This window comes from Glutamicibacter sp. X7, from assembly GCF_054889245.1.
On sequence record NZ_CM142678.1, the window covers coordinates 817,310 to 836,652 of the forward strand.

Consider the following 19,343-nt stretch of genomic DNA (forward strand, 5'->3'; position numbering starts at 1 on the left):
ACCCGAGCCTTATGGGTGCGGCGGCGGACTTCTTGTAGTTGTGCCCCGTTATTAGCGCGCGTAGAGGGCCTCGACTTGATCCGTATGGTTTTCCAGCACGGTGGCCCGCTTGAGCTTCAACGAACTGGTGAGGTAACCGTTGGTTTCGGTGAATTCGGTGGGCAGAATCTGGAACTTTCGAATGGACTCGGCCTTGGACACGGTACGGTTTGCCTCATCGACATAGCCCTGCACCTCGGCAAGGACCTGAGGGTGCTCGGCGGCCTGGCTGAGGGTGAGTTCGCCGAGCCCCTGAGACTTGGCCCAAAGGCCTAGCTCTTCGGTATCGAGCGTGATCAAGGCGGCCACGAAGGGGCGGTTTTCACCGACAACCACACATTGACCGGCGATCCGCCCGGCGCGAACCATTTCCTCCATGGGCCCGGGGGAGACGTTCTTGCCTCCGGCGGTGACGATGAGCTCCTTTTTCCGACCCGTGACACGCAGATAACCCTGATCGTCGAGTTCACCCATATCGCCGGAGCGGAAATAGCCCTCGTCGGTGAATGCCGCGGCAGTGGCCGTGGGGTTGTGGTGGTAGCCGGCGAACACACCGATGCCCTTGATGAGGATTTCGCCGTCGTCGGCGATCTTGATGCTGGTGCCCGGGATGGGACGTCCCACGGTGCCCACGCGGGTGGCATGGGCCTGATTAACCGTGGCCGGCGCGGTTGTTTCGGTCAGTCCATAGCCTTCGACGAGCTGAATGCCAGCGCCACGGAAGAAGTGTGCCACCTCGGGGTTCAGCGCGCTGGCCCCGGAGATTGCGTACCCGCATTCGCCGCCGAAAACCGCGCGCAACTTTGGATAGAGCACCCGGTCGAAGAACGCATGTTTCAGTCGAAGACTCAGTGGGAAGCGAGCCGGCAAGCCACGCCCACGGGCATCACGAATGCGCGAAACTGCGATGGCGGTTTGTTCAGCGCTGAGAAATAGCTGGGCCTTACCGGCTTGCTCGGCGCTGGCCAGCGCGGTGGTGCGGATCTTTTCGAAGACTCGGGGCACGGCCAGAAGGAAACCGGGGCGTACCGCGGCCATATCTTCGGCGATGGTCGCGGTGGAATTGGAGTGGGCGATCACCGCGCCGCCGTGGATGCAGGTCTGCTGCACGGCACGGGCCAGCACATGGGCCAGCGGCAGGAACATGAGGGTGCGGCGCTCTTCGCCGAGAAGTTCGAGCATGTAGGCGGCGAGGTTGTGCGCCACGAGGCAGAAATTCGCGTGGGTCATGGTGCAGCCCTTGGGGCGACCGGTGGTGCCCGAGGTGTAGACCATGGTCGCCGGGTCGTGCAGTCCAGCACTCGCCCGGGCGGTCTCCAACGCGGCGGAGTCGATCTGGTGTTCATCGGTCAACAGCGCATGTAGGCCGGGGCTGGGGATGAGTTCGTCATCGGAGCTCGCGGCTCCTTCGAACAGGTGCACCGTCACGCTTTCGCCGAGGGCGGCGGCGGCTTTGCGCACATTGGCGCGGATCTCGTGATCTTCGGCGAATACCACGCGTGCTCCGGAGTCACGCAGAATCCACTCGATCTGGTATGGGCTGGAGGTTTCGTAGATCGGAACCGAAATCGCTCCGGCGAACCAGATCGCCTCTTCGGACAGCGCCCATTCATAGCGGGTGCGCGAGATGATCGCGACGGTATCCCCGGGGCGCAGCCCGTCGGCTATTAGCGTTGCGGCTAAGCGGCGCGCATCGCGCAGAAAGTCGTTGGCGGTTACATCGTGCCACCGGTGGCCGCGCTGCACGCTGAAGAGGGCGCGGTCGCCCGCGGAAGCCACTCGATCTAACAGCAGGTTGGTGGCGTTGTATCCCGGGTCGAGTTCGGTGAGTAGATCAACATGGACTTCACGCATGGGATTCCTTCGGCGGCGGTGGCGGGGATGAGGGGATTACCGCCTAGTAATATAGTTGAATTTAGCCCCAGCTGGGAATCCAGAGGTGAGCCTTCCAGTAGGCATCGTCAATCATTTCACCCGACCAGATGGGCCAGAAGAAGGCAGAAGTGAGCAACACTAACGCCACGAAGATGCCCACCAAGAGCACCCGGGTATGGTCGGTACCCCGCGGGTCATTCGGTGCGGGCAGGAACCTGCCGATCATGTAGGTCAGGGCCAAGCACATGAATGGCACCAGCGGTAGCGTGTAGAAGAAGAACATGGTCCGCTCCGGGTACATCAACCACGGCAGGAATCCGGCGACCACCGAGGACAGAATGGCTCCCGCCCGCCAGTCGCGGGCCCCGGCCCACCACAGGATGAGCAGGAACATGCTCAGTGTTGCGGCAAGCCACATCACCGGATTTGGCAGATCGGTGATCACCTCGGTGCACCGCGAGACGGTGCAACCGTTCACGCCCTGGTCGTAACCCTCGAAATACATGAGTACCGGGCGGCCGGCGAAGGGCCAGGTCCACGGGGCAGAAGCCCACCCATGTTCCGACCCTAAACCGGTATGGAACTGATAGGCGCTCTGATGATAGTGCCACAGCGAGCGGAGGCTCTCGGGCAACCAAGCGAGACCCTCGCCGGGGTGTTCGGCAGCCCAGTTACGGTATTTGGCGCCGGTGCTGACAAACCAGCCGGTCCAGGAACTCAAATAGGTAATCAGTACCAGCGGCATCATGGTGAAGAAGGCATATATGCCGTCTTTGACGAAGGATGCCTGGAACCAGTGGCGAATGCCGATCGTCCGCCGTGCCGAGAAATCCCAGAGCACGCTGAGCACGCAGAACACTGCGATGAAGGCCAGCGCCGACCATTTGACGGACACGGCGCAGCCCAACATTACGGCTGCAGCCAGCCGCCACGGACGCCACGGCAAGAACGGCCCATGAAGTAGCGAGAAATCATCGGGTTTGTGCCCCTCGGGCACCGACAACGCCCGGATTAGGCGCTTGCGTGCAAACTCCCGGTCCAGTACGAGGAAATAGAACCCGGCGAGCAGGAAGAACATCAGGAAAATATCGAGCAAGCCGGTACGCGAAAGCACAATGCTGTGCCCATCCACCGCCATGAACAGTCCGGCCAGCCCGGCCAGCAGATGAGAGGCGAAGAGTCTGCGAGCGCAGAGAACGACGAGGAGCACCGACAGCGTGCCAGCCACCGCCGTGGCAAAACGCCAGCCAAAACCGTTGAACTCACCGAACAGCGCCATGCCCAGAGCGATTAACCATTTACCCAGCGGTGGGTGCACCACATATGAGGGCTCGCCGGTCAGCTGTGGATTGCCGGCAATGAACTGCTCATTTGAGTCTTTGATCCATTCCATCTCATAGCCGTGGTGGAGCAGTGAGTACGCATCCTTGACGTAATAGGTTTCGTCGAAGATCAGCAGATGCGGATGCTCGAGGTTCACCATGCGCAGCACTCCGGCCAACACGGTGATCACCAATGGAATCAGCCAGGTGCGCACATCCCGTGGGGCCGTAGCTAATAGCAGGCGCGCACGAAGGCTCGCGGCGCTGAAGGCCTGACGCGAGGACTGGACCGTGGCGTGGACGGTGGGACGCGAAACCGTTGTGCTCATCGAAGTTCATGCTACCGCCGTGGTCGAGCAAAACCCGGGTTTGCGACGCACAGTAGGCTAATACCTGTGAATAAAGACGAATCAGCCGGCGCCATCGTGCTGGGCGCAACACCCATTGGCAACCTGGCCGACGCCTCGCCGCGCCTGCGCGAGATCATGGCCACCGCAGATGTGATTGCGGCCGAAGACACGCGAAACTTCCATCACCTGGCCTCGGCACTAGGGGTCACTGTGAGTGGGCGCGTCATGAGCCTGCATGAGCACAACGAGGTGGCCAAACGCGAAGAAGTAATTGACCTGGCCGAGTCCGGAGCCACGGTGCTGGTGGTTTCCGACGCCGGGATGCCGGCCGTTTCGGACCCGGGGTATCCACTGGTTGCCGCCGCGATGGAGCGCGGGGTGCTGGTCACCGCGGTTCCCGGTCCCAGCGCAGTACTCACCGCGCTGGCGCTGTCGGGGCTGCCCACCGGACGGTTTACCTTTGAAGGCTTCTTGCCGCGCAAGGCCGGTGAGCGACGTAAGCGCCTGCAGGCGCTGGCCACCGAACAACGCACCATGGTGTTCTTCGAAGCGCCACACCGTGTCGCCGAATTCCTCAGTGCGGCCGCGGAAGAATTCGGGGCAGGCCGGCTTGGGGCGGTGGCCCGCGAGTTGACCAAGAAGTTCGAAGAGGTACGCCGCGGTGAGCTAGGGGAACTTAGCCAGTGGGCCGCCGAAGGGGTACGCGGCGAAATCGTGGTGGTGATCGCTGGCGCGCCGGAACCGGAACCGGAGAAGGCCGAAGATCTGATCGACCTGGTGCAGCAGCGGGTGGCCGAAGGAACGCGCATGAAAGATGCCGCAGCCGAAGTAGCCAGTGCGCATGGGGTGAAGAAGCGGGAACTCTATGAGGCGGTTCTTGCCGCTCGGGAGAGCTGAATCGGGCCGAGTTCCCTTGGTTTGAATGCACAATGAATCCGGGTATTTTTAGTGCACAGGGAGGTTTACACTGCTTTCACCGAAGACTTAGGTTAGGCATGAAGAAACTACCGACAACCTTCGACTTCAGGAGATGCGCGTTATGACCATTACCGCACAGCACGAAGCTGAACTTCTCGCCAAGGTCCCTACCGGACTGCTTATTAATGGCGAATGGCGTGACGCCTCTGATGGCGGCACCTTCGATGTGATGGACCCCGCCACCGGCGAGAAGCTGACCACTCTGGCCAGCGCCACCTCTGAGGACGCCATGGCCGCACTGGATGCAGCCGACGCCGTACAGGCCGACTGGGCCCGCACCGCACCGCGTGAGCGCGCGGAAATCTTGCGCCGCGCCTTCGATCTGGTGACCGAGCGCGCCGATGACTTCGCCCTGCTGATGAGCCTCGAAATGGGCAAGCCGCTGGCCGAGGCCCGCGGTGAGGTCACCTACGGTGCCGAATTCCTGCGCTGGTTCTCCGAGGAGACCGTGCGCCACTACGGCCGCTACGTGACCACCCCGGAAGGCAAGAACAAGGTACTGGTGCAGCACAAGCCGGTTGGCCCGTGCCTGCTGATCACCCCGTGGAACTTCCCGCTGGCCATGGCTACCCGCAAGGTTGCCCCGGCCATCGCCGCCGGTTGCACCATGGTGCTCAAGCCCGCCAAGCTGACCCCGCTGACCTCCCAGCTCTTTGCCGCGACCATGATCGAGGCTGGCCTTCCCGCGGGCGTACTCAACGTGGTCTCCGGCGCTTCGGCGTCAAAAATCTCGGCACCCTTGATGAGCGACGATCGGTTGCGCAAGGTGTCCTTCACCGGTTCCACCGCAGTGGGCAAGCAGCTCATGAAGGATGCCGCCGATAAGGTCCTGCGTACCTCGATGGAGCTCGGTGGCAACGCCCCGTTCATCGTCTTTGAGGACGCCGACCTGGACGCCGCAGTTGAGGGTGCGATGGCAGCCAAGATGCGCAACATGGGCGAGGCCTGCACCGCCGCTAACCGCTTCCTGGTGCACCAGGATGTGGCCGAGGAATTCACCGCCAAGTTCGCTGCCGCCATGGGCGCCTTGAAGCCAGGCCGTGGCACCGACGCCAACTCCAATGTCGGTCCGCTGATCGAGGAAAAGGCTCGTACCGAAATTGACGGCCTCGTGCAGGCCGCGGTCGCCAACGGTGCAACCGCCGTCACCGGTGGCGCGCCGGTTGAGGGCCCGGGCTACTTCTACCAGCCCACCGTGCTGGCCAACGTGGCCAACGATGCCGAGATCCTCTCGCAGGAAATCTTCGGCCCGGTCGCCCCGGTGACCACCTTCGCCGACGAGGCACAGGCTATCGCCCTGGCCAACTCCACCGAGTACGGTCTGGCGTCCTACGTTTACACCAAGGACTACAACCGCATGTTCCGTGTTTCGGAGCAGATCGAGTTCGGTCTGGTGGGCTTCAACGCCGGTGTGATTTCGAACGCCGCCGCTCCGTTCGGCGGTGTGAAGCAGTCGGGCTTGGGTCGCGAAGGCGGCGCCGAGGGCCTGTCCGAATACACCACCGTGCAGTACATCGGCATCGCCGATCCCTACGCCGCCAAGTAACGCCCGGCACGCGCACCACGTGGTGCGCGCGGCCACGGCGTAGTTAGGCCCGGTTCCTGCTCATGCGGGAACCGGGCCTGATTTTTATTTTTGCCGGCTCATCGCACGCACCCTGAGCGAACGTAGCGAGGGCGGGAACAACCAGGCGCGCAATCGGGTAGTGCCGTTGCTGATGTGGGCGAGTGCCTGACGTAGTTGCGCCAGATCCGCCAGTAGTTGCTCGGCATCGGCCTTATCGGGGTGGCGATGGGCGTAGAAACTCGACTCAATCCTCCGGCGTAGCCGTTCAAAGAGCTCGTCATTGCCCGGCAGTGCTTCGTTGAGGGTCTTCAGGTAGTCACCAACCGAATCTGCCGGGCGCATGGCTCGGCCATAGTCGCATCCGATCGCACGCAACTCATCGAACAGGCCTTGTGCGGCGGCGGCAGACCCAGCACGGATGGCCTGCTCCCGGGAGCGGCGCTGGGAAAGGCGCAGCAGCGGCGCAACCGACAGCAGTGCTAGAAGCAGAAGCGCCCCACCGCCCACGATCCAGCCTGCGACCGAAGATTGCGTACTCCGTGGTCCCGCCGCCGTCGGCGGTTGGCTTGCGGTCTCCGACTCGGTGGCGGTCTGCGTGGCCCGCGGGGTCCGCGGAACCTCTTCGGGGGCGGTGGAACTACCCCCGGCCAATTGCGGGGCCGGGGCATAGCCCGGAGCCTGCCCGCGGCCCGGCGTCGGTTCAAACGGTACCCAGCCAATGCCCGGCAGGAACAGCTCCGGCCAAGCATGAGCCTGACGTCCGGTGATTTCATAGGCCCGGAGCTTGGAGCCGTCCGGCGACAGGTCCACCGCATCGGTGCCCCCGAAGTACCGCTCCAGCACGGGGTCAAGGGCTACCTGCTGGCCCGGGGCGTAGCCCAGTACCAGCCGTGCCGGGATGCCGGTGCTTCGGGCGGCGAGCACCATCGTGGAGGCGAAGTGCACGCAATACCCGGCGCGACGCTCGAGAAAAGCCTCAATGACGCGCTGGTTGGCCCCGTCATAGCCTTCGCGCAGCGGGGTCTGCTCCGAATAGCTAAAGCGTGTGGACCGCAGATAATCCTGGATGGCCTGGGCCTTTTGCAGGTCGGTGGGGGAGCGGCCCAGGTCGTTAAAGGCGGCCTCGAGGAAGTCACCGAGATCGCGAGCCAACGCCCCGTTGGCGTCGAGACCGGGGTCGGTGTAGTTGGGGTGAAGCACCGGCGGGCTGGGATTAAAACGATTCTGCACCCGGTTGATTTCGGCGGCCGACATGTCGAGCTCGTCGTATTCCACCGTGGCGGTGCGGCTCTCACGTGTCATTTCGTTGAGTTTGAGGATTTCCGTCTCCGGGCTCCACGTCCAGGCCCCATCGAGCCCCAAGACGCTGTCGGCACCCTGCGGCATGGGAAGCGTTGCCGCCGAGCCGGGCGTCGTCCAGAACATGGTCAGCAAGTGACGGTGCGTATTGACCCACGGCGAGCGCCCACGCTCGAGTCCGGAGGAATACACGTGGTCCACCTCCATCTCGTCGTCGCTCGGTTCCCAGCGTTCGGTGGAAAGATCATCGATCACGGCGGTGCGCAAATAGGGGGCGTTCTCGGCGGTGCTCAGGTAGGTGAATACCACCGAGCCGTTGTTTGAACGAAGGTCACGACCCAGATTGATCAGGGGATCGATGTTGCTGGCCAATCGTTCACCGGAGGGGCGGGTGCCTTCGGGGAACATGCCCTGGCGGAAGCCGGGCACCCAGAGGCTCGCGGCAAGCATGGCCAGGGCACTGGCGGTGGCGATCACCGCTACCGTGCCGCCCGATCGTCGGCCGGGGCGTGTCGGCCGCTCGAGATCCACGCCGCCATGAACCCACGGCAAGAGGTAGTAGTAAAGGATCAGCGCGAGGAAGACCACCAGCAGGTAGCTCAGCCCCGCACCGCTGAGCTTAAACAGGGAGGCGATGATCAGGGGCACCGCCACCGGCACCGGTACCCACCCGGCCGTGCGTGGGAAGGTCGCCAAGAGCTGAGCGATCAGGCTCACCGCGATGGCGGCCAGGTAGAGCACGAACCCGACGAAGGGGGAGTCGGCCACCGGGGGCAGCTGGGTATAGAACTCGATCATGGCCCCTTGCCATAACCGATTGATCCGGGCCAGCTCCAGCCCCGAACCGAGCCAAGGCACGATGGCCGGGCTGAACAGCACCGCCCCGATCGCCACGGCGATTAATACCGGAACGGCAAGCAGTCGGGTGCGTGGCCGGGAGGTCAGGGAAAAACCAACGACATGCAGAAGCACGACCGGCAGGATGACCGGGGTAAAGAACTGCCAGCCGGCGATGACACCGTTGAAAGAGGCGTAACTAGCCAGTACGGCGGTGGCCAGCGCCCCGGCCGCGAGCAGCCGCCACGGGAGAGTCGAGGGGGACTGCCCGGTGTGTACCGGCCGCGGGGCACGGTGTGCTTGGTGTTCTACAACGGGCAGGCTCATGAGAGGCGCTCCTGCACCCGGTGCCCGGAGGCGTCCATGACGTGCACCTTCCACGCGGTGTCGGCCAGCCGGTCGATGGCTCGACGGTGGCGTTCGGGATGCGAGAGCACCAGGTAGAGATGCAGTTGCCTTTGGCGAAGGGCCAGCGGGGCCAGCCGGTGAGCTTGCGCCTCGCTGAGGTCGCCCAGAACCACGAAGATCGGTTCGTCCCGGTGGTGGTGTAGGGCCCCACGGAGCGCAGGCGCCAGCAGGTCGGGGCTTTGGGCCTGCCCGTTGCCGGGTTCCAAGGCCAGGCTGGGGGTGGCGGCGTGGAATGCCTCGAAGGTGCCCGCCCCATGGGCGGCCGAGTCGTGGCGCAGATCGTGCCCGGCCAGATCTCGCACTTGCACCTGGTAACCCCCGGCGGCGTAGCGCTCGCCGATGGAACAGATGGTTTGCAGTGCGCTTTCGAAGCGTCGGGTGCTGTTCAGCTCAGGCTCCTGCCCTTGCGGAATGGAGAGACGAAAGTCGGCGGCCTGATTCCAGTGTTCAAGGTAGCGATCGAGGATGATCAGGGCCTGTGCGGTGGCGATCTGGTTTTCTTGACGCACCATGAGCTTGCCTTGGTGCGCGGTAGCCTTCCAGTGCACTTGTCGCACCGAATCACCCTGCTGGTAGTCGCGGGTGGCCACGTCGTAGTAGTCGGTGGTGGGGCTGTGGGCATGGCGGGCGTCGCCGGTGAGGTTGCGTTCGCCCACCGCCGGTGGTTGCTCACCGCCTAATGGTGCGCAGCGCACCGGCACGGGGAACAGCCGGCCGGTGGAGACCATGCCGCGGATCAGCCCCAACGGGTCGGCCAGCACGCGTTGCGCGGGGCCGATTAAGTGGATCCCGCGCTCGCGGAAAACCACCTCGTAGTCCACGCTTCCCGGGGCCTGCAACTGTGGGCCCCAGCCGATGGGTTCGGGCAGTGTTTCGTGAATCTGGGCTGGCTCGGGGCAGGACAGGGTCAAGTGGGTGCTGTGCCCGGCCGTGGGGGCCGCGGTGTGTATGAGTCGCTGAATCTCCGTGTGGTGCCGGGTGCGCAGCAGAACCAGCATGCTCAGCAGCACCACGCAGAGTAGTCCCACTCCCAGGGCCATCAGTTCGGGTCGCCCAAGCATGAAAGCCAGCAGCAGACAGAGTAATCCGCCGCCGGCGGTAATTCGGCCTCGCGTGGTCAACAGGTCTAGGCGTAGCCAGCGTACGCGTGGTCGGGGGCGGTCATTTGAACGCTCCCAGGACAGCGAATCGCGTGAGTCGAAGCGGTGCACGGTAGGCATCGGCGGCCTAGCCTTGATTCACATCGGTGTTCTGCAACAGTGCGGTGACGATCTGCTGTGGCTCCTGTCCATCGGCCACCGCATTGCGGGTGAGGATGAGCCGGTGCGGCAGAACCAGGGCGCCCACGGCCCGCACATCCTCGGGAATAGCGTAGTCTCGACCGCGCAGCGCCGCGTGGGCTTTGGCGGCGCGGACGAGCTGAAGCAAGGCGCGCGGTGAAGCGCCGAGCCGCACCGAGGGGTGTTCGCGGGTGCCACGGCCCAGATCGACAACGTAGGCACCGAGCTGTTCGGTCACCGTGACGTTGGCGACCTGATGAATCATGGTGCGTAGCTGCTCTCGGTCGATCACCGGGCTCACGTCGTCCACCGGCTCGTGCAGGTGCCGGTTGGCGATCATCGCGATTTCATCCCCGCGTTGTGGGTACCCCATAGAAATCCGCGCCATGAAACGGTCTCGTTGGGCTTCTGGGAGGGCGAAGGTTCCCTCGGAATCGATCGGGTTCTGCGTGGCGACCACCATGAACGGGCGTTGCAGATCATGAGTTACCGAATCGACCGTGACCTGATGCTCTTCCATGCTCTCGAGCAGCGCGGACTGGGTTTTCGCGTTGGCCCGGTTAATCTCATCGGCGATGATGATATTCGCGAAGATTGGGCCGGGGTGGAAGGAAAACTCTTGAGTTTTAGGGGAGAACACCGAGACGCCGGTGACGTCGCTGGGCAGCAGATCCGGGGTGAACTGAATACGGTGTACGCTGCAGTCCACGCTACGTGCCAGGGCTTTGGCCAGCATGGTCTTCCCAACTCCGGGTACGTCCTCGACCAACAGGTGACCTTCGGCGAGTAATACGATCAACGCCTGCTCGGTCACCTCGTCCTTGCCGGAGAGTACACGGCGCATCGAGTTGGTGATGGCCTCGGCCTGTTCCCGAAAGCTGGTGTCGCGCAACGGGATGGTCTGCTGCGAATTCATCGAATTCCTCCTGGGGCCGTGACCGGCACATGCGTGCTGATGTGTGTGTCAGGCCCCGGTTTCGCCCTTTTAGTGTGTGTTTCACATCATAGGCGGTTGGGCCCCGGCTCGATAGTCGAATGGACCGTGGTGCGCGGGATTGCTGAGCTTAATGGAAAAATGGCTAGCGGATGTTCGACGAGCGGGAGATTAAACGCATGGCTAAGAGCAAGGCAATCGATCTGGAACTGATTCCCGAGGCTTATCGTCCAACACAGCCACTGAATTCCGAGGCATCGAGCAAGGAGCGCAACCGGATCTATCCGCCCGCGCCACAAGCGCTACCGGTGCCGGTGATCGATAACCATACGCATATGGACTTCGAGAAAAGTTCCCCGATTGACGTGGAGCAGGCCCTGGGCGCCGCGGCCCGCGTCGGGGTCAGCGGCGTGGTGCAGGTGGGGTGCGATGTGCTCTCATCCCGCCAAGCGGTGCAATTGGCCGAAACCCACCCTCAGGTGTTGGCCGCGGTCGCCATCCATCCGAACGACGCCGCACGCCTAGCCGAACGTGGTGAGCTCGAGGCCGCGCTGGATGACATCGCCGCGTTGGCCGGGCATGAACGGGTGCGCGCCATCGGGGAGACGGGGCTGGACTACTTCCGCACCGAGGAGCCGGGGCGCCCGGCCCAGGAATACTCGTTCCGGGCGCACCTCGAGCTGGCCCGTGAGCACCACAAGGCCGTACAAATTCACGACCGGGATGCCCACCAGGATGTGGTGCGGGTTTTGCTCGATGCGCAGCGCCCGGAAAAGGTCGTGTTTCACTGCTTCTCAGGCGATGAAGAGCTGGCGCGGCTGTGCAATGAGCACGGGTGGTATATGTCCTTTGCCGGAACCGTATCGTTCAAGAATTCCACCGACCTGCAGGCGGCCTTGCGGGTGGCGGACCCCTCGCTGATTCTGGTGGAAACCGATGCGCCCTTCCTGACCCCGCATCCCTTCCGCGGACGCCCCAATGCCAGCTATATGATCCCCTACACGGTGGAATTCATGGCTCGTGAACGCGGGATGGACCTGGCGGAGCTTTGCCACTTGGTGGCCCAGAACACGCGCGCAGTGTACGGCGACTTCTAAGGGCTTCCGGTGTGCGACGCGCCATATTTCGGTTGCGTCTTTTATTAAGATTCGGTTACGGTTGAAAGGATGCATTGCCCGCGGGCGGTGCCGCCGGGTCTTTGGGTTTGCTTCCCTCAGCATCGCGGCCACGTAGACACTGATGTAAGCAGGCAGTTCACTGCCCGGGCCGACCGCCGGCCGACACTACCGATGGGGTAAGCACAACCGTGACTCACTTGTTCAAAAAGCGCTGGGCGAAATTCATCGCCCAAGCCGCCGTTCTGGCACTGGTTATCGCCGGCGCCGTGTTCTATATTGCCGGCCAAAAGTCGGTAACCATCGCCATTGACGGCAAGGAGCAGGTGGTCAGCACCCGTGCCGCCTCCGTTCAGGACTTGCTCACCCAAGAAGACATCACGCTGGATGAGCGTGACGAAATCTCGGCCGACCCGCAGTCGCCACTCAGCGACGAGCAGCGTATCGACATCTCGCTGAACAAGTCCATCGAGGTAGTGCTCGACGGCGAAGAGCGCGTAGTGCACACCACCGGCATGACGGTGGCCGATGTGATCAACGAACTCGACGTGGACCAGGACGCCAAGCTTTCGCAGGCCGAAGACCTCGCCATTTCCGCGCTGAGCGGTGGGCTGGAGATCATCACTCCGAAGGAAGTCACCCTCAAGCAGGGCAAGGATTCGAAGAAGCTGTCCACCACCGCCGAAACCATTGCCGACCTCTTCAAGGAAGAGGACGTCAAGCTCGATAAGGACGACGAAATTCAGGTCCGCATCGATGATGAAACCGAGAAGGACGTCGACGCAAAGACCGCCATTGTCGAAGGCTCCGAAATTCGCGCCATCAAGGTTGAAATCAAGACCTGGGATGAAACCCGCGACATCGACTTCAAGACCACCAAGGTCAAGGACAAGGACCTGGACAAGGGCAAGACCAAGGTGAAGACCGAGGGCGAGAAGGGCGAGCGCAAGCTGACCCTGCGCCAAGAGATTCGCGATGGCAAGAAGGGCGAGGAAGAAGTCCTGAAGTCCAAGGTCTCCAAGGAACCGGTGACCGAGGTTGTGCGCGTGGGCACCAAGAAGCCCGAAAGCAGCAGCTCCAGCGACTCCAGCGGTAGCTCGAAGACCAAGGCGCCGACCGGTTCGATCTCCTCAACCTGGGCCGCACTGGCCAAGTGTGAGTCCGGTGGCAACTGGTCGATCAACACCGGCAACGGCTACTACGGTGGCCTGCAGTTCTCCGCCTCCTCGTGGCGTGCGGTCGGTGGCACGAAGTACGCGCCATTGCCGCACCAGGCCACCGCACAGGAGCAGATTGCCGCGGCCGAACGCCTGCGTGCCAGCGGCGGTTGGGGTCACTGGCCGGCCTGCGCCCGCAAGCTGGGCCTCATCTAAGCCCTATACGGCTCAAACTCTCAGACAACGCGCTCACCGCTTGGCGGTGGGCGCGTTGCGCCTTTGCGGGGCACACTCTCGCCCTGACCTAGAATTGGAGACGTGATGTCTAAGGAATCCCTGCCGCTGCTGGGCGCAACCGAAATCCGCCGTTTGGCCGACGAGCTGGGAATCCGGCCGACCAAAACCCTGGGCCAAAATTTTGTGATCGACGGAAACACCATTCGTCGCATCGTTGCCGGTGCGAATCTTCGACCAGATGAGACGGTGCTCGAGGTTGGACCCGGGCTGGGCTCACTGACCCTAGGGATTATGGACGCCGCCGCACAGGTGGTGGCCATTGAAATCGACCCGCCGTTGGCGCGACGCCTGCCGCAGACCATGGCCGAATTCCGCCCGGGACGCGAAGAGGACCTGACCGTCATCGAGAGCGATGCGCTGAAGGTCACCGAGTTGCCGGTCGAACCGACCGCCTTGGTGGCAAATCTTCCCTACAACGTTGCCGTGCCCGTGGTGCTGCACCTGCTGGAGACCTTCCCTTCCATCGCCCACGGGCTGGTGATGGTCCAAGACGAGGTCGCCGACCGGATGAGCGCGGCGCCCGGAAGCAAGATCTACGGGGTGCCCTCGGTGAAGGGGGCCTGGTACGGGACGTTGCGTAAGGCCGGAGTGATCGGCATGAACGTCTTTTGGCCGGCGCCGAAAATCCACTCCGGACTCGTGTCATTCACGCGCGGAGCCGAACGCGTCGATGCCCCACCGCGCGCCGAGGTATTCGCGATTATCGACGCCGCCTTCGCCCAGCGCCGCAAAACGCTGCGTGCTGCCCTGTCGGGGTGGGCCGGTTCGGGGGCCCGCGCCGAGCAGATCCTCGTGGCCGCCGGGATTGACCCGAAGGAACGCGGGGAAAAGCTGGATATTGACGCCTACATTGCGATCGCCCGTGCCGCAGCAGAGGTGCAACCGTGAGCAAGCAACACGTCATAGCCAGCGCGCCCGGCAAGATCAACTGCTACTTCCGGGTCGGTCCACCGCGTGACGATGGATACCACGATGTGGCGAGCCTCTATGTTGCCGTATCACTGCGCGAGCAGATCGAGGCACGGCTGCGTACCGATGGCGAGCTGTTGCTGAGCCTTGAGCCCGATAGCGAGGTGGTGGCCGATCCGGAGAACTTCCCCTTGGGCAGCAGCAATCTGGTGTATCAAGCCGCCGAACTGCTGCGCGAGCATACCGGGTGCACCCTAGGCGCCGAGCTGAGCATCACCAAGCGGGTGCCGATTGCCGGCGGAATGGGCGGGGGATCCGCCGACGCGGCGGCGACCCTGGTGGCCTGCAATGAGCTGTGGCAGACCGGGCTGGATCGCGAGGAGCTGTCGCGTCTGGGGGCACGGCTGGGCGCCGACGTGCCCTTCGCCCTGATGGGTGGGGCCGCCATTGGACTGGGCGTAGGGGACCAGCTGGCTCCGTTGCTGACCCGTGCGGTCACCCACTGGGTATTGATCCCGGCCAGCTATGGCTTGTCCACTCCCCGGGTGTACGCGATGCTCGACCGCCTGCGCCAAGGCCAGCAGCTCGAGGTGCCCACCGAAGTTGATCCCGAGGTGATCGGGGCACTGATGAATTCCGATGCCGCGGCACTCGCTGACCTATTGGTCAATGACCTAACCCAGGCCTCGCTTGCGCTCGCCCCGGAGCTGGGAACGGTACGTGACTTGGCCGAGGGCGCTGGCGCCCTGCGGGCCATGGTCTCCGGTTCGGGGCCGACCCTCGCGCTTCTGGTGCGCGATGCGGAGCATGCCACCGAGGTCATGGCGCAACTTGGCGACGAGGTAGGGGTGGCAACGGTAGCCGTCACAGCCCCGGCACCAGGCGCAAAGGTGGAATTCAGCGACTAGGACCCTTGTCCCGCGAACCCCGACGGCTTAGGGTGACTCTAAACCACAAATGAGTGTGGTTCATTTCCTTGGTTGGGATGAGAGCGTTCCGGCGGGACGAGCGAAGGGGCACCGATGAGTCTGCACAATGGAGAAGTCTCCCACTGGTGGCAGCAGGTCGGTATTCCGCAGCTTCCGGATCCGCTCGGTGAAGACCGTTCGGTGGACGTGGCAATTGTCGGTGGCGGCTTTACCGGTTTGTGGACCGCCTACTACCTGGCAAAGGCCGATCCAAGTCTGCGCATCGCGGTGCTCGAACAACGCCACGTGGGCTATGGCGCCTCGGGACGTAACGGCGGCTGGCTGACCAACTCGATTACCGGCGGCCGCGCCCAGTACGCCGCGCGCTGCTCGCGCGAACTGGCCGAAGAGTTTCAGCTGGAAATGAACCGTACCGTGCAGGAGGTCATTGCCCGCTGCGCCGCCGAAGGAATCGACGCCGATATTTTGCCTGGCGGTGAATACGAGGTGGCTTACACCCCGGCGCAGGAACGTCGGCTCCGTGCACATGCTGCGGCCGAACGCACCTGGAAGCACACCGACCTGCAGCTCCTCGAGGCAACGGAAGCCAAAAACACCATTGACGTCGCCGGAACCCGGGCCGCCACCTGGCACCGGCATGCGGCGCGCATTCATCCGGCGAAACTGGTTGCCGGGCTGGCGCGTGTGGTGCGCTCGCTGGGCGTGGAAATCCACGAAAACACCCGAGCCACCGCTATTGCACCGGGCTTGGTGCAGACCAAGCACGCGAATGTGCGTGCGCAGTACGTGGTGCGCGCCACCGAGGGCTTTACGGCCGAACTTCCCGGGCTACGCCGGCTCTGGCTGCCGATGAACTCCTCCCTGATTGTCACCGAACCCTTGGGTGCGGACTTTTTTGATCGGGTGGGATGGCGCCGCGGGGAGGTGCTTGGGGACTACGCCCACGTGTATATGTACGCCCAACGCACCGCCGATGGGCGGGTTGCCATCGGCGGGCGCGGGGTGCCCTACCGCTACGGCTCACGTACGGATCTCGACGGTCAGACCCCGCAGCGCACCATCGAACACCTGCGCGCAGTGTTGTACCGAATGTTCCCTGGTACCGCCGGGGCGGGCATCGAGCATGCCTGGTCGGGCGTGCTCGGCGTGCCACGGGACTGGACCGCAACGGTCGGCCTCGACCGCCGAACCGGCATGGCCTGGGCCGGGGGATATGTGGGCACCGGAGTGAGCGCCACCAACCTTGCCGGCCGCACCCTACGCGACCTGATTTTGGGGCGGGAAAGCGAACTGACCCGTCTGCCCTGGGTGAACCATCGGGTACGGCGCTGGGAGCCGGAGCCGCTGCGTTGGTTGGCCACGCGGAGCCTCTATGCCGCCTATAGTTGGGCCGATCGTAGCGAGCTGGCCGGACGGGCCAGTACCTCGCCGGTGGCCCTCGCGGCCTCCCGGATTGCCGGACGCCCCTAGGGGCCAGGGACCGGTTCATGGGCCAATGGATAAATCTGCTTTCTTTTTTGGCCCGAGCATGCTTACCATAGGCGACGTTGCGCGACGACGCGTGAGTGGATTCCCTTTGGTTTAGGCTGGGGTCTACCGGACGTGTCGCGGCGCCCGGTGCTGAATCTGCAAGCGGCGCCAGCTAATCACGGTCGCCGCGAGATGACCGCGAAAAGCGAAGGACGAGGTAGGCATGAGACCAGAGCATGCACAGGATGTCGAAGACGGAAAAATCTCCGGCAAGCTCATCGGGTTGGCATCGGTTGCCGCCCTAGGCGGATTCCTTTTTGGTTACGACAGCGCCATCATCAACGGCACGGTGGATGCCGTGCAGGCAGAATTTGGGCTCTCGCCGGTAGGGATCGGATTCGTGGTCTCCTGCGCCCTGATCGGTGCCGCCATCGGTGCATGGACCGCCGGTTGGTGCGCGCAGCGCATCGGGCGCGTGAAGACCATGCTCATCGCCTCGGCACTACTGGCGATCAGCGCAGTGGGTTCGGCCCTGGCCTTTGGCTCGACCGACCTGATTGTCTGGCGTTTCGTCGGCGGTATCGGCGTGGGCTTCGCCTCCGTGATCGCCCCGGCCTACATTGCCGAAATCGCTCCCTCGAAGCACCGCGGGCGCATGGGCTCGCTCCAGCAGATGGCGGTCGTGACCGGTATCTTCCTGGCCTTCTTGGTCTCTACGCTGATCGTATCCACCACCGGCGGCGCCGCCGAAACCGGTTGGTTGGACATGCCCGGCTGGCGCTGGATGCTGCTGAGCGAGCTGTTGCCCGCACTACTCTACGGACTCCTCGCCCTGCGTTTGCCCGAGTCCCCGCGTTATCTGGTCGGTTGCCAGCGGCTGGCCGAAGCCTCGCATATTTTGGTGCACTACGTGGGCATTGATGCCGGGGCACGTACCGAGGCCAAGATCGAAGAGATTCGCCAGACCTTGAACGTGGAACGACGCCAAACCTTCGGCGACCTGCTCGGCGGATCGTTCATCTTCAAACCGATCGTGTGGATCGGCATTGTGCTCTCGGTGTTCCAGCAGTTCGTTGGCATCAACGTGATCTTCTACTACTCCACGACGCTGTGGAAGTCCGTGGGCTTCGATGAGTCCAACTCCTTCCTGATTTCCGTGATTACCTCGGTGACCAACATTGTCGCTACCGTGATTGCGATTGCCCTGATCGACAAGATTGGGCGTAAGACGCTGCTGGTGGCCGGTTCGACGGTGATGACCATCTCGCTGGGAATTATGGCTCTGGCGTTCTCCCAGTCCGAGATCGTCGGCGGGGAACTGGTGTTGCCGGGCAACTGGGGTGTGACCGCGTTGATTTTCGCGAACCTCTTCGTCATCGGTTTCGGTACCAGCTGGGGACCTGCCGTTTGGGTGCTGCTGGGCGAAATGTTCCCCAACCGGATCCGCGCCATGGCTTTGGGCGTGGCGGCGGCGGCCCAGTGGATGGCCAACTTCCTGGTCTCCACGACCTTCCCTTCGCTGGCCGAAGTTGGCCTGCAACTGGCCTACGGCCTGTATGCGACCTTCGCCCTGCTCTCGCTGCTCTTCGTGTTGAAGTTCGTGCGCGAAACCAAGGGCAAGCAGCTTGAAGAAATGACCGGCTAGTAGCCGCTTTCGTGACACCGCCGACCGACATCTTCACGGAGTCGGTCGGTGCCGTGTTTCCGCCCCCTACCTACAGGATGAGAATGGACATGATGACCCAGGGCACCGAATGGTCCCAGATTCCCGCCAGCGAGATCGATCTGCGACTGGTCGTCGCCGATATGGACGGCACCCTGCTCACCGATGAAGGTACGGTGCCCGAGGACTTTTGGCCGTTGCTGCGTGAACTGACCGAGCGGGGAATCGTGTTCGTACCGGCCAGCGGACGCCAGTACGCGACCTTGGCCGAACTCTTTGACCACGCCGGCTACCCGTTGTCCTACATTGCCGAAAACGGCAACTTGGTGATGCACCACAACGAGCCGATCTTCACCGCAAGCCTGAGCGAAGACACCGTGCGCAAGGGCATCGAGGCCACGCGCGGTGCTGCATCCCAGCGCAACCTGGGTTTGGTGCTTTGCGGGCAGGCCAGCGCCTATGTGGAGCGCGGCGACGAAGAATTCCTTGCCGAAGCCGGCAAGTACTACCGCAAGCTCGAGGTGGTTCAGGACCTCACCCAGGTGCAGGACACCTTCTTCAAGCTTGCGATCCATGACTTTGACGATTCGCAGCAGGCCTTCGATCAGATCTACGCGCCCTTTGCCGAGGAACACCAGGTGGTGATCTCCGGTCAGCGCTGGCTCGATATCATGCGGACCGATATCGACAAGGGCCGTGCGGTGCGCGCCTTACAGGAGCGCATGGCAGTGACCCCGGCACAGACCGCAGTTTTCGGTGACTACCTCAACGACCTGCAAATGCTGGCCGCCGGTGAGCTGTCCTTCGCCATGGCCAACGCACACCCGCAGATCAAACAGGCCGCAACGTACGCGGCGCCGGCGAACAGCGAAAATGGTGTCACTCGGGTACTCGCCCACCTACTGGGAGGCTAA

General features: G+C 63.4%; 14 protein-coding genes. 9 read left to right on the top strand and 5 right to left on the bottom strand.

The genetic code is table 11. The features are described 5' to 3' along the window. Nucleotides 1-51 precede the first annotated feature (51 nt). Together ACYU0X_RS04100 and ACYU0X_RS04105 are read right to left on the bottom strand one after the other, a co-directional pair. Nucleotides 52-1,893 (bottom strand): AMP-dependent synthetase/ligase, encoded by a 1,842-nt coding sequence (locus tag ACYU0X_RS04100; protein WP_461902179.1) that lies wholly within the window; start codon nucleotides 1,891-1,893, stop codon nucleotides 52-54. A 61-nt stretch (nucleotides 1,894-1,954) separates the two neighbouring features. Then, nucleotides 1,955-3,565, bottom strand: coding sequence for a dolichyl-phosphate-mannose--protein mannosyltransferase (locus tag ACYU0X_RS04105; RefSeq protein ID WP_461902180.1), 1,611 nt, complete (start codon nucleotides 3,563-3,565; stop codon nucleotides 1,955-1,957). Between the two features lie 66 nt (nucleotides 3,566-3,631). On the opposite strand from ACYU0X_RS04105, the gene rsmI reads away from it, so the two are divergent. Both rsmI and ACYU0X_RS04115 read left to right on the top strand, forming a co-directional pair. After that, entirely contained in the window at nucleotides 3,632-4,483 is an 852-nt protein-coding gene (gene rsmI / locus ACYU0X_RS04110; protein WP_461902181.1) for a 16S rRNA (cytidine(1402)-2'-O)-methyltransferase, read from the top strand. A gap of 142 nt (nucleotides 4,484-4,625) precedes the next feature. Continuing rightward, complete coding sequence (locus ACYU0X_RS04115; protein ID WP_418908544.1) at nucleotides 4,626-6,110, top strand: NAD-dependent succinate-semialdehyde dehydrogenase; 1,485 nt, start codon at nucleotides 4,626-4,628, stop codon at nucleotides 6,108-6,110. A gap of 84 nt (nucleotides 6,111-6,194) precedes the next feature. Here the strand turns inward: ACYU0X_RS04115 and ACYU0X_RS04120 are convergent, their stop codons facing one another. Genes ACYU0X_RS04120 through ACYU0X_RS04130 form a run of 3 tightly spaced genes read right to left on the bottom strand, consistent with a single transcriptional unit; the run spans nucleotide 6,195 to nucleotide 10,871 of the window. Further along, a complete protein-coding gene (locus ACYU0X_RS04120; protein ID WP_418908545.1) occupies nucleotides 6,195-8,594 on the bottom strand; it encodes a transglutaminase TgpA family protein in 2,400 nt (799 codons plus the stop codon). Next, nucleotides 8,591-9,895 carry a DUF58 domain-containing protein gene (locus ACYU0X_RS04125; protein ID WP_418908546.1) on the bottom strand — a complete coding sequence of 435 codons (1,305 nt, stop codon included), beginning with the start codon at nucleotides 9,893-9,895 and terminating at the stop codon, nucleotides 8,591-8,593. Before ACYU0X_RS04125 ends, ACYU0X_RS04120 begins: the two co-directional genes overlap by 4 nt. Nucleotides 9,896-9,902: 7 nt before the next feature. Further along, the gene (locus tag ACYU0X_RS04130) at nucleotides 9,903-10,871 is read right to left on the bottom strand and encodes an AAA family ATPase (RefSeq protein WP_461902182.1); all 969 of its coding nucleotides are present in this window, start codon (nucleotides 10,869-10,871) and stop codon (nucleotides 9,903-9,905) included. Between the two features lie 197 nt (nucleotides 10,872-11,068). On the opposite strand from ACYU0X_RS04130, the gene ACYU0X_RS04135 reads away from it, so the two are divergent. From ACYU0X_RS04135 to ACYU0X_RS04165, 7 genes are all read left to right on the top strand, one after another. Continuing rightward, nucleotides 11,069-11,986: a TatD family hydrolase gene (locus ACYU0X_RS04135; protein WP_418908548.1), complete on the top strand. Its 918-nt coding sequence runs from the start codon at nucleotides 11,069-11,071 to the stop codon at nucleotides 11,984-11,986. Between the two features lie 209 nt (nucleotides 11,987-12,195). Continuing rightward, nucleotides 12,196-13,377 (top strand): transglycosylase family protein, encoded by a 1,182-nt coding sequence (locus tag ACYU0X_RS04140; protein ID WP_418908549.1) that lies wholly within the window; start codon nucleotides 12,196-12,198, stop codon nucleotides 13,375-13,377. A gap of 105 nt (nucleotides 13,378-13,482) precedes the next feature. Further along, nucleotides 13,483-14,346 carry a 16S rRNA (adenine(1518)-N(6)/adenine(1519)-N(6))-dimethyltransferase RsmA gene (gene rsmA, locus ACYU0X_RS04145; RefSeq protein ID WP_418908550.1) on the top strand — a complete coding sequence of 288 codons (864 nt, stop codon included), beginning with the start codon at nucleotides 13,483-13,485 and terminating at the stop codon, nucleotides 14,344-14,346. Further along, nucleotides 14,343-15,275 (top strand): 4-(cytidine 5'-diphospho)-2-C-methyl-D-erythritol kinase, encoded by a 933-nt coding sequence (locus ACYU0X_RS04150; protein WP_418908551.1) that lies wholly within the window; start codon nucleotides 14,343-14,345, stop codon nucleotides 15,273-15,275. Before rsmA ends, ACYU0X_RS04150 begins: the two co-directional genes overlap by 4 nt. 114 nt (nucleotides 15,276-15,389) lie before the next feature. Beyond that, nucleotides 15,390-16,766, top strand: coding sequence for an NAD(P)/FAD-dependent oxidoreductase (locus ACYU0X_RS04155; protein ID WP_418908552.1), 1,377 nt, complete (start codon nucleotides 15,390-15,392; stop codon nucleotides 16,764-16,766). Nucleotides 16,767-16,989: 223 nt separating this feature from the next. Further along, nucleotides 16,990-18,411, top strand: a complete 1,422-nt coding sequence (locus ACYU0X_RS04160; RefSeq protein WP_418908553.1) for a sugar porter family MFS transporter — start codon at nucleotides 16,990-16,992, stop codon at nucleotides 18,409-18,411. Between the two features lie 83 nt (nucleotides 18,412-18,494). Beyond that, on the top strand, nucleotides 18,495-19,343 hold the full coding sequence (locus ACYU0X_RS04165) for a Cof-type HAD-IIB family hydrolase (RefSeq protein ID WP_418908554.1): 849 nt from the start codon (nucleotides 18,495-18,497) through the stop codon (nucleotides 19,341-19,343).